This window comes from Prevotella sp. tc2-28, assembly GCF_900107705.1.
Classification (GTDB): Bacteria; Bacteroidota; Bacteroidia; order Bacteroidales; family Bacteroidaceae; genus Prevotella.
On the sequence record NZ_FNRE01000001.1, the window covers coordinates 114,899 to 126,282 of the forward strand.

Annotated in this window: 13 protein-coding genes; 10 read left to right on the top strand and 3 right to left on the bottom strand. The window is 48.9% G+C overall.

Annotated elements, in window-relative coordinates; translation table 11 throughout:
• The first annotated feature begins 17 nt into the window (after positions 1 to 17).
• Positions 18 to 1,673, top strand: coding sequence for a S41 family peptidase (locus BLU47_RS00445; RefSeq protein WP_091957147.1), 1,656 nt, complete (start codon positions 18 to 20; stop codon positions 1,671 to 1,673).
• Positions 1,670 to 2,188, top strand: coding sequence for a 5-formyltetrahydrofolate cyclo-ligase (locus BLU47_RS00450; RefSeq protein WP_091957148.1), 519 nt, complete (start codon positions 1,670 to 1,672; stop codon positions 2,186 to 2,188). Before BLU47_RS00445 ends, BLU47_RS00450 begins: the two co-directional genes overlap by 4 nt.
• On the opposite strand, the gene BLU47_RS00455 is transcribed toward BLU47_RS00450, so the two are convergent.
• Together BLU47_RS00455 and BLU47_RS00460 are read right to left on the bottom strand one after the other, a co-directional pair.
• Entirely contained in the window at positions 2,175 to 2,465 is a 291-nt protein-coding gene (locus BLU47_RS00455; protein WP_091957149.1) for a DciA family protein, read from the bottom strand. The genes BLU47_RS00450 and BLU47_RS00455 overlap by 14 nt on opposite strands.
• Positions 2,458 to 3,573: a DNA replication/repair protein RecF gene (locus BLU47_RS00460; RefSeq protein WP_091957151.1), complete on the bottom strand. Its 1,116-nt coding sequence runs from the start codon at positions 3,571 to 3,573 to the stop codon at positions 2,458 to 2,460. The genes BLU47_RS00455 and BLU47_RS00460 overlap by 8 nt, the downstream gene beginning before the upstream one ends.
• A gap of 190 nt (positions 3,574 to 3,763) precedes the next feature.
• Between BLU47_RS00460 and BLU47_RS00465 the strand changes: the two genes are divergently transcribed.
• The 3 genes from BLU47_RS00465 to coaW are packed head-to-tail and all read left to right on the top strand — an operon-like array spanning position 3,764 to position 5,728.
• Positions 3,764 to 4,420, top strand: coding sequence for a tetratricopeptide repeat protein (locus BLU47_RS00465; RefSeq protein WP_091957153.1), 657 nt, complete (start codon positions 3,764 to 3,766; stop codon positions 4,418 to 4,420).
• 3 nt (positions 4,421 to 4,423) lie between these two features.
• A complete protein-coding gene (ribH, locus tag BLU47_RS00470) occupies positions 4,424 to 4,894 on the top strand; it encodes a 6,7-dimethyl-8-ribityllumazine synthase (protein ID WP_091957154.1) in 471 nt (156 codons plus the stop codon).
• Between the two features lie 3 nt (positions 4,895 to 4,897).
• A complete protein-coding gene (coaW, locus tag BLU47_RS00475; protein WP_091957156.1) occupies positions 4,898 to 5,728 on the top strand; it encodes a type II pantothenate kinase in 831 nt (276 codons plus the stop codon).
• On the opposite strand, the gene BLU47_RS00480 is transcribed toward coaW, so the two are convergent.
• Positions 5,729 to 6,187 (bottom strand): MgtC/SapB family protein, encoded by a 459-nt coding sequence (locus BLU47_RS00480; protein WP_091957157.1) that lies wholly within the window; start codon positions 6,185 to 6,187, stop codon positions 5,729 to 5,731.
• A gap of 82 nt (positions 6,188 to 6,269) precedes the next feature.
• Between BLU47_RS00480 and BLU47_RS00485 the strand changes: the two genes are divergently transcribed.
• The 5 genes from BLU47_RS00485 (at position 6,270) to pepT (ending at position 11,383) form a co-directional block, all read left to right on the top strand.
• Positions 6,270 to 6,437: a Sec-independent protein translocase subunit TatA/TatB gene (locus tag BLU47_RS00485; protein WP_091957159.1), complete on the top strand. Its 168-nt coding sequence runs from the start codon at positions 6,270 to 6,272 to the stop codon at positions 6,435 to 6,437.
• On the top strand, positions 6,430 to 7,176 hold the full coding sequence (gene tatC, locus BLU47_RS00490; RefSeq protein ID WP_091957160.1) for a twin-arginine translocase subunit TatC: 747 nt from the start codon (positions 6,430 to 6,432) through the stop codon (positions 7,174 to 7,176). The genes BLU47_RS00485 and tatC overlap by 8 nt, the downstream gene beginning before the upstream one ends.
• An 11-nt stretch (positions 7,177 to 7,187) precedes the next feature.
• On the top strand, positions 7,188 to 8,666 hold the full coding sequence (locus tag BLU47_RS00495) for a 4Fe-4S binding protein (protein WP_091957162.1): 1,479 nt from the start codon (positions 7,188 to 7,190) through the stop codon (positions 8,664 to 8,666).
• 4 nt (positions 8,667 to 8,670) lie between these two features.
• Complete coding sequence (locus BLU47_RS00500; protein ID WP_255402030.1) at positions 8,671 to 10,071, top strand: aldo/keto reductase; 1,401 nt, start codon at positions 8,671 to 8,673, stop codon at positions 10,069 to 10,071.
• An 88-nt stretch (positions 10,072 to 10,159) separates the two neighbouring features.
• Positions 10,160 to 11,383: a peptidase T gene (gene pepT, locus BLU47_RS00505; RefSeq protein ID WP_091957164.1), complete on the top strand. Its 1,224-nt coding sequence runs from the start codon at positions 10,160 to 10,162 to the stop codon at positions 11,381 to 11,383.
• The last annotated feature ends 1 nt before the right edge of the window (position 11,384 follow it).

Genomic DNA, 11,384 nt, shown 5'->3' on the forward strand with positions numbered 1-11,384 from the left:
ACGTCATAAAAAGAATCATGAACGCAAGAAAAAATAGTCGTTACATGCCGCTCATCATGGCACTCTGCGTGGTGTTGGGCGTCTTCATCGGCACATTCTATGCCAACCACTTCTCAGGCAACCGCCTGAGCATCATCAACTCAGGAAGCAACAAGCTGAACAACCTGCTGCACATCATTGACGATCAATATGTGGACACGGTCAACGTGAACGACCTTGTGGAGAAAGCCATGCCGCAAATCCTGGCTGAGCTGGACCCCCACTCTGTCTATATTGCCGCCAAAGACGTACAGATGGCTAACGACGACCTGCGCGGATCGTTCTCGGGCGTAGGCATCGAGTTTACCATCCGACAGGATACCCTGCACGTGCAACAGGTTATCGGCAACGGACCTGCCGAGCGCGCCGGAGTGATAGCCGGCGACAAAGTGGTGATGGTGGACGACAAGCCATTCACGGGTAAGACACTGACTAACGAGGTGGCCATGCACACGTTGAAAGGTCCCAAGGACACAAAGGTCAAACTGGGCATCCTGCGATATGGTGAGAAAAAGATACGCAACATCGTCGTGACACGTGGCGAGATTCCCACGAAGAGTGTCACCGCCACCTATATGCTGGACGACAAGACGGGATATATACGCATCAAGAACTTCGGTGAGAACACTTATCCGGAACTGCTCATCGCACTGGCTAAGTTGTCGCAACAGAACTTCCAGAACCTGACCATCGACTTGCGTGGCAATACGGGAGGGTATCTCCAGTCGGCTGTCCAGATAGCCAACGAGTTCCTGCCTAAGAACAAACTGATTGTTTACACCCAGGGACGCAAGTCGGCAAGACAGGACTACCGGAGTGACGGACGCGGCTCGTACCAGCACATCCCTATGGTGGTACTGATTGACGAGGGCTCTGCTTCAGCTTCTGAGATTCTGGCAGGCGCCATTCAAGACAACGACAGAGGAACCATCATCGGACGCCGTTCCTTCGGCAAGGGACTCGTCCAGCAACCCATCGCCTTCAACGACCAGTCGATGATTCGTCTGACGATAGCCCGCTACTATTCGCCTTCGGGACGTTGCATCCAGAAGCCTTATACTGCCGGCGACAACAAGGATTACGAGGAAGACCTGCTCGCCAGATACCAACACGGCGAGTTCTTCTCGCAAGACAGCATCAAGCACAAGGGACCGGCCTACCATACGGCTATCGGACGCCCAGTATACGGTGGCGGAGGTATCACCCCCGACCTCTTCATCGCAGAGGACACCACCGATGTCACCTCCTACTACAAACAGGCATCCATGAGCGGACTGATTATTCAGTATGCCTTTGAATATACGGACGAGAACCGTGGCAGACTGAAGGAGTATAAGGGTATGCAGGAACTGGCTGAGCATTTGAAGAAACAGAACTTGGTGGACAAATTCGCCAGCTATGCTGAGAATAAAGGACTGAAACGCCGCAATCTGATGATTCAGCGTTCGCACAAGCTGTTGGAACGATTCATCTATAGCCGCATCATCTACAACATGCAGAATGAACAGTCGTGGATGGAATACCTTAACAGCGACGACCCCGCCATCATGGAAACCCTGAAAGTGTTCCGGGAGGGAAGAGCATTCCCCCAAGCCCCGGAAAAGATAACCTCCGAGCAAAAGAAGGCTGCATGACCAAGCAGGAACTGCGCAAACACATCAGAACGCTGAAAAACAAGTATCTCACCGGGGAACCAACGCCGTGTGAGGTACGTCTGACGGAACACCTGCCAGCATGCAAGGTCGTCATGTTGTATTGCGCACTGCCTGACGAAGTTCCCACACAGGGGGTCATGGACGAACTGGTGGCACAAGGCAAGACGGTGGTGTTGCCTCGTGTCATCAACGACACGGAGATGGAACTGTGCCGATATGCTGGCAACAAGGATTTGCGACAAGGAGCTTATGGCATCATGGAGCCGACAGGTGAGGTATTCACCGACTATGACGCCATCGACGTAGCTATCATACCGGGTATGGCTTTCGACGAAGCCGGTCACCGACTGGGACGCGGGAAAGGATACTACGACAGGTTCCTCGCTCGCGTACCTAATTTATATAAGATAGGGTTGTGTTTCTCGTGGCAAGTGGTAGCGCATATCCCTTGCGACGAACATGACATCCGCATGGACCGCATCATCCGAATCTGACATCGGTAATCACCTGTTCGCCTACCACATCGTTCAACTTCTGTGTGAACTCCTGACGGCGCATGGACAAGTCGGCACGCAAAGCAGGATTGGACAAACGGACATAAAGCGTCTGGTTATAGATATACGTATTCAGCGTATAGCGAGCTATCGCCTCACCAGCCACATCAGGCCATGCCTCAACCAACCGCTTCTGTTGAAGCGGCGTTTCTAGTCCCTGTTCACGCAACGTCCGCATGATGAGCTCCTTCACCGATTTTACGTCTCGTCTAAACATCTATCTCTCCGTTTTCTACGTGGAATATCTTATAGTCAAGATGACTGTTGCTGAGTATTTGGTCAAGATGGTCACGATTGGTATCGGTGATGAATATCTGTCCGAAGTTGTCGCTTGATACCAAGTGCACAATCTGCTCGACACGGTCGGCATCCAACTTGTCGAAGATGTCGTCGAGTAGCAACAAGGGAGTTGTCTGGGAGGAGGTACGTTTCAAGAACTCGAACTGGGCGAGCTTCAACGCAATGACATAGGTCTTGTTCTGTCCTTGAGAACCCTCACGGCGCATGGGATGGCCCGACAAGGTAAATTCCAAGTCGTCGCGATGCACACCATGAAGGGAATAGCCCACGGCTCGGTCTTTCATACGGTCACGCTGGATGACGTCGAGCAAAGGACCGCGCTGACAGTGTGACACATAGTGCATGCCCACCTGTTCCTGTCCTCCCGATATCTTCTCGTAATACGACTGAAACATCGGAATCAGTTCATCAACGAAAGCTGTACGCTTGCGGAACAATTCCTCACCGGCCTCAGCCATCTGCTCTTCCCATAGCTGCATCAGCAACGGATCGGGTTCCTGATCTTCCATCTTCAACAACGTGTTGCGTTGCTGATGGGCATTATTATAGCGCGAAAGAGAATCAATATAAGATCGGTCATATTGTGAGATAACCACATCCATCAGTCGACGGCGCTCCTCGCTACCTCCTTCTATAAGCAGGGTATCTGAGGGCGAGACGACAACGAGTGGAATCAGTCCGATATGTTCCGAGAGTCGCTTATACTCCTTCTTGTTACGCTTGAAATGCTTCTTCGTGCCCCGTTTCATGCCTACGGAAACAAGCAGGGTATCCTCATTTCCTGCACTCCTTTCATTCCTCTCATATTCCCCTTCCAACATAAAGAATTGTTCATCATGGCGAATAACCTGTGAATCTACAGGATTGCTGGCAGAACGGCAAAACGACAAGTAGTAAACAGCATCCAACACGTTGGTCTTGCCCATTCCGTTGCGCCCGATAAGACAATTCACCTTCGGAGAGAACTCCAACGTAGCCTCGCCGATGTTCTTGTAGTTGAGTATAGAGAGCTTTCTTAATATCATTTGAGTGCAAAGGTACGAAAAAAATCCATTTTTCTTTTTTTTTCTCTCACTTATTTCGTAACTTTGGCTCACCGAAGTTACTTTTCACTCGGAAAAATCAAGAAAATCACATTTTTCTTTTTTTTTCTCTCACTTATTTCGTAACTTTGCAGCCGATTTGTGTATGAAACAATAAAAAACAATAAAAATAATGGCAAACAACAATCCTAACGCAGCTCCTGTTGAGGAGCAGCAGGTCAACAAGACCGAGGCTTTCTTCGAGAAATACAAGAAGGCCATCATTGGTGGCGTAGTAGCCATCGTAGCCATCGTCGTATGCGCTATCCTCGTAAACAACTATTATCTGGAGCCTCGTGCCAATGAGGCCAGCACCGAACTCGCCAAGAGCCAGGAGCTGTTCGACGCACAACAGTATGACAAGGCTCTCGCCGGTTTCCAGAAGGTAGCCAACGAATATGGCTCTACCGATGCAGGCAACCTGGCTCAGCTTTATATCGGCCTCTGTCAGGCTAACCTGGGCAAGTGGCAGGAGGCTGTCAACGCCTTAGAGAGTTTCGACGGACAGGACGACCAGATGATTAGTCCTGCCGCTGAGGGCGCCCTGGGCAATGCATATGCCAACCTGAAACAACTCGACAAGGCCGTTGAGCACTTGAAGAAGGCTGCCAAGATGGCTGACAACAACTCGTTGTCTCCCACATTCCTCATCCAAGCCGGTGAGATTCTGGAGAGCCAAGGTAAGAAGGACGAGGCCCTGAAACTGTATCAGGAGGTGAAGGACAAGTACTTCCAGTCTATGCAGTATCAGACCATCGACAAGTACATTGAGCGTGCTTCAGCGAAATAAGCAATGGCCACCAAAAATCTTTCAGAATACAACACCGAGAAAGTACCCGATGCATCGAATATGATATTCGGCATCGTGGTATCAGAGTGGAATCCTGAGATTACAGGAGCTATGCTGGAGGGATGTGTCAACACGTTGGAAAAGCATGGAGCACTCCCTGAGAATATACATGTCAAGACGGTACCAGGTTCCTTTGAACTGATTTACGGTGCCCGTCAGATGACACTCAACGACGGCTACGACGCCGTTATCATTCTCGGCTGTGTCATCCGGGGTGAGACACCTCATTTCGACTACATCTGTCAAGGTGTAACGGCTGGCATCGCCAGACTGAACGCAACCAACAACATTCCCGTCGTCTACGGATTGCTGACAACGGAGAACATGCAACAAGCACTGGATCGCGCAGGAGGCCGACTGGGCAACAAAGGCGACGAATGTGCAGTGGTAGCCATCAAGATGGCTAAGTTCTAAGTCATGGGAATCATCATAGGTATCGACGTAGGCATTTCTACGACAAAGATAGTCGGATTAAGGGGGGGACATGTTGTTTCCCCCATTCGCATTACAGCTGCAGACCCCGTCACCTCCCTGTATGGAGCTTTCGGGAAATATCTCCACGACAACAACATCAAACTTAACGATGTCGAGCAGGTGATGGTCACAGGGGTTGGTTCCGCCTATATTGACGAGCCAGTCTACGGACTACCTACCGCCAAGACGGACGAGTTTATCGCTGACGGACTTGGTGCCCGCTTTGAGAGCGGACTTTCAAAAGCCATCGTCGTCTCAATGGGTACTGGAACCAGTTTCGTACAATGTGACGGTGAAGACATTCGCCATATCGGAGGTATTGGTATTGGCGGAGGAACGCTACAAGGACTGAGCCGCGTCATGCTGAACACACGTGACTGGAATCAGATACAAAGCCTGGCGACACAAGGCAATATCCACAACATCAACTTGCTGATAGGCGACATCTCCACCCATCCACTCCCCGGACTGCCCATGGATGCTACGGCTTCCCTTTTCTCGAAAGCCCAATATGACGCACCCAAGGAAGACATTGCATTAGGCATCATCGTGATGGTATTACAGACTATTGGTTCTGCTGCCATCCTATCAGCACTTAATACAGGTATCAAGGACTTCGTGCTCATCGGCAACCTGACTTTGCTACCCCAATGTAAGGAGATTTACCCGATGTTGGAAAATTTCTATAACGTCCGTTTCCACATCCCCAAGTATTCCGAGTTCTGCACCGCCATTGGTGCCGCTCTCTATTACGTACAGTCCAAAAACAAATAATTACTGTTCGTTGTTGTTATCGCGGAAACGATCCATTTTGTGCAGGAAGTAATTGAAGGCTTCCAAACCTGCCAAGACCATCAACGTGCTGGCAATGGAGAGCACATACAGGCCACCTCCGCAAGCCAGACCGATAGCAGCCGTCACCCACACGCCTGCAGCTGTTGTCAGTCCACGGACGGCATTCTCACTCTTATGGAAGATAATGGTACCTGCGCCTATGAAACCGATGCCGCTAACCACCTGAGCCGCTACGCGCGAAACGTCCCACCGTTGCAATTCATTGTTCATAGCTCCTTCAAAGCCGTAGGCTGACACAATCATAAACAAAGCAGAGCCCAGAGCCACCAGAAAATGGGTGCGGAAACCTGCCTCTTTGGCACGATACTCACGCTCCAGTCCTATCAGTCCTCCCAACAATGCTGCACAAAATATTCGTAGTATAAATTCGTATTCCATAGTTAAATGATGTTTATTGCATGCAAAGATAATGTTTTTTTTGTATCTTTGCAAAGATTATTACTATAAATACGGAAAAAAGATGTTTGGACTAGGATTAAATGAAATCATCATCATCGCGCTGATTGTGCTGTTGCTGTTCGGTGGAAAGAAAATTCCCGAACTGATGAATGGACTGGGCAAAGGTGTCAAGAGTTTCAAGGACGGGATGAAGGACATCACCCCCGACGACGAGAAGAAGAATGACTGAGCCACAGACTTTCTGGGATCATTTGGACGTGCTACGTGCGTCACTGATTCGTATGGCTATTGTGGTGACTGGCTTTACGGTTGTTGCTTTCCTGATGAAAGACACCCTGTTCAGCATTGTGTTGGCTCCCCGATCCAGTCATTTCGTCACTTATCAACTTCTAGGCGCAGAAGTCTTTACCCTACACTTAATGAACACCGGACTGACGGAACAGTTTATGATACATGTGCGGACAGCACTCTATGCCGGCGTACTTCTGGCATCACCCTATATCCTTTATGAATTGTTCCGATTCGTCTCACCAGGACTCTATGCCAACGAGCGGCGATATACCGTGTGGATTGTAGGAGCAGCTTATCTGATGTTCATCATCGGAACATTCGTCAACTACTTCGTTGTATTCCCTATGACGGTTCACTTTCTGGGAACCTATCAGGTGTCACCCGACGTAGCTAACATGCTGACACTACAATCGTATATCGATACTTTGCTGGGAATGAGCCTCATCATGGGTGTCGTCTTCGAGTTACCTGTAGTCTGTGCCGTAATGGGGCGCATGGGGCTGATTACCAATCGGATGATGACAGCATACAGAAGACACGCCATCGTAGCCATCCTCGTCGTTGCCGCCATCATCACTCCCACCACAGACATCTTCACCCTGATGGTCGTGTCATTGCCTATCTATTTGCTCTATGAGCTCAGCATACAAATCGTAAGAATCACAAAAAAGAACTAAACAAATATCATATGCTCAGAAAAATCAGGATTTCACTGGCAGCTTTAATGATCATCTGTATCACATGGCTGTTTGTTGATTTCACGGGTACTGCTCACGGAATAGTACCCATCACATGGTTGCCAAAGATACAACTGCTGGAGGCCATCTTCGCCCTCAACGTAGCGGTTGTGTTGATCCTCTTGGTCATCACACTCATCTTCGGACGTATCTATTGCTCTGTTGTCTGTCCGTTAGGTATTTTACAGGACATCTTCGGATGGTTTGGAAAACGCGCCAAGAAGAACCGATACACCTATTCGGCAGCAAAGCGGGGGTTGCGTATAGTATGTCTGCTCCTACTGGTGGTTTCCGGTCTGCTGGGAGTGGGTACGCTTTTCCAACTTCTAGCCCCCTACTCGACCTTTGGGATCATAGCCACTAACCTGCTGCAACCCATCTGGCAGGCTGGCAACAATGTGCTAGCGGCTATTGCCGAACACTACGACAGCTACGCCTTCTACCATTCCAACATCTGGATGCGAAGCTTGCCATCACTCATCATCAGTATCGTGGCAATCGTGGCGCTTGCCGTCTTAGCCTGGCGCAACGGACGCACTTTTTGCAACACCATCTGTCCAGTAGGCACCTTCCTGTCCTTCTTCGCGAAGTTCTCTTGGATGAAAGTACACTTCGACGTGGAGAAGTGTAAGAATTGCTCACTATGCACCAAGAACTGCAAAGCTTCGTGTATCGATTTCAAGACACACCATGTTGACTACACCCGCTGCGTAACTTGTGGTGACTGCATCGAGAGTTGCAAGTTCGGAGCCCTGAAATATTCGCCGGTCCGTCATCACCAGAACACCCAGAATGATCCAGACAACTCCCGTCGTTCGTTCTTACTATCATCCGCCCTCCTTGCTACCGCCACAATGGCACAGCAAAAAGACAAGATTATGGATGGTGGATTGGCAGATATCAAAGACAAAGTGGCCCCCGACAGACAAACACCTCTGACACCTCCTGGCTCACACTCTCAACAGAATTTCGAGCAACGTTGTACGGGGTGTCAGCTATGCATTTCAGAATGTCCTAACGAGGTTCTCAGACCTAGCAGCGACCTGATGCATCTCATGATGCCCACCATGTCGTATGAACGCGGCTATTGCCGTCCTGAGTGTACGCGATGCTCTGAGGTATGTCCTACCGGTGCCATTCTCCCTATCAAACGAGAGGACAAGTCATCGACACAAATCGGACATGCTGTATGGATTAAGAAAAACTGTGTTCCACTGACCGACGGTGTAGAGTGTGGCAACTGTGCACGCCACTGTCCTGTAGGAGCTATCGAGATGGTACCGAGCGATCCTGACGACGAGGAGTCACCCTCTGTACCTGCTGTCAACGAAGCTCGCTGCATCGGTTGTGGCGCCTGTGAGAACCTATGTCCTGCCCGTCCTTTCTCAGCTATCTATGTTGAGGGACATGAAGTACATAAAGAAGTATAAGATTATGGATAGACGAAAATTCTTAAAGATATTTGGTTGTGGTACTGTAGCCACTGCTTCCGTATTAACGGGATGCAAGTCGAAGACAGAAAACAGTGCTGTTGAAGAGTACAAGCAACAGGTGGAGCCTCCTGTGGGCAAGATGACCTACCGAACGAACCCAATCTCAGGCGACAAGGTTTCTCTCCTGGGCTATGGCATGATGCGACTGCCATCGAAGACGGAAAACAAAGACGACTACGATCAGGACATGATTAACCGTCAGGTAGACTATGCCATCGAGCATGGCGTCAATTACTTTGACACATCACCCGTCTACTGCCAAGGTAAGTCGGAGGGGTGTACTGGCATTGCCCTCAGTCGTCATAAGCGTTCGGAATATTTCGTAGCCACCAAGCTATCCAATTTCCACCCCTCTACCCAAAGCCGCGAAGCCAGTATCCAAATGTACAGGAACTCGATGAAGGAATTGCAAGTTGACTACATCGACTACTATCTGCTGCATTCTGTCGGAGGTGGTACCGAAGAGTTCAATCGGCGCTATATTGACAACGGCATACTTGACTTTCTGATGAAAGAGCGAGAAGCCGGGCGCATTCGTAACCTCGGATTCTCTTTCCACGGATACAAAAGCGTATTCGACGAGATTCTTGCTATGAACGACAAATACCACTGGGATTTCGTGCAGATAGAGCTGAACTACCTTGATTGGGACTTTGCCAATGAGATAAACAGCCGCAACGTTGATGCAAGCTACCTCTATAACGAGTTACAAAAATACCATATCCCAGCAGTCATCATGGAACCATTGTTGGGGGGAAGGCTTGCCAACCTTCCTCAGTATTTGGCTACTGAACTCAAAACACGGAATCCGGAACGAAGTGTCGCTTCATGGGCCTTCCGCTATGCCGGTACGCCCCAAGGCGTACTCACCGTACTCAGTGGAATGACCTATATGGAGCATCTTAAAGACAACCTGCTCTCCTATTGTCCACTACAACCACTTACCAAGGCTGAACAGCAATACTTGGAACACGACGTGGCAGAACGGATTGTCGGTTTGGAAAACATACCATGCAATGACTGCAAATATTGCATGCCCTGTCCCTATGGCGTCGATATTCCAGCCATTTTCATCCATTATAACAAATGTAAGAATGAAGGACTGTTACCACATGACCGTGGTGACAAGGAATACCAAGAGCAGCGTCGTGCCTACCTCATCGGGCAAGACCGGAAGGTACCTAAGTTACGACAAGCTGACCATTGTATCGGATGTGGACAGTGTGAACCTCATTGTCCGCAAAACATTCATATTCCCAGAGAACTACGGAAGATCAGCGATTTCGTAGAAGCCCTCCGACAAGACACACTTACACGTCCACAGGAAACAGAAGCAAAATGACAGAAAAGGAAATGAGATTGTTAAAATTTGGCAGTCTCATTTTTTATTCGTAACTTTGCAAGATAAATAGAAAACCAAAGTGAATAACATGGATATTACAGAGAGATTTCTTAATTACACGAAATTTGATACGCAGTCGGCAGAGGATAGCCAGACAGTACCTAGCACGAGTAAACAATTGATTTTCGCCGAATACTTGAAAAAAGAACTCGAACATGAGGGATTGGACGATGTAGAAATGGACGACAAAGGGTACATTTACGCTACATTAAAGGCAAACACGAAGGAACAAGTGCCCACCATTGGGTTCATATCACATTACGACACGAGTCCTGACTGTTCTGGAGCTGATATCAAAGCACAAATCGTAAGACACTATGACGGAAACGACATCCTACTGTCAGAAGGTATCGTGTCAAGTCCTAAGCGGTTTCCAGAACTGATGCAACACGTTGGCGAAGACCTCATCGTGACAGACGGCAAGACACTGTTAGGTGCTGACGACAAAGCAGGAATTGCAGAAATCGTACAGGCAATGGTGTATTTGCAGGAGCACAAAGAGATTAAGCACGGTAAGATTCGCATTGCCTTCAACCCCGATGAGGAGATAGGCATGGGAGCCCACCACTTTAATGTAGAAAAATTTGGTTGCGAATGGGCCTACACAATGGATGGCGGTGATGTCGGCGAACTGGAGTTTGAAAATTTCAACGCAGCATCCGCCAAGGTCTCCATCAAAGGAATCAGTGTACATCCAGGATATGCCAAAGGTAAGATGGTAAATGCCAACGCACTTGCAGCCGAGTTTGCAAAGATGCTCCCTGAAGATGAAACACCAGAGACTACGGAAGGGTATCAGGGATTCTATCATTTACTAGGCATCACATCGAACATCGAGCAGGCGAAGTTGAGTTATATCATCCGCGATCATGATCGAGACAAGTTTGAGGATCGGAAACGCTTCATACAGCGTTGCGCTGAGCAGATGAACAAAAAATACGGTGAGGGCACTGTGGAATGTGTTGTCAACGACCAATATTATAACATGAAAGAGAAGATTGACCCGCAAATGCATGTCATAGACCTCGTACTACGAGCCATGCAGGAAGTGGGTGTGTCACCTAAGGTGAAGCCCATTCGAGGAGGCACGGACGGAGCACAACTCTCATTCAAAGGTCTTCCCTGTCCCAACATTTTCGCTGGCGGTATCAATTTCCACGGTCCCTACGAGTTTGTCAGTATCCAGTCTATGGAAAAAGCCATGCAGGTCATTGTCAAAATCTGCGAACTGACAGCAGGCTACAACGATTAAT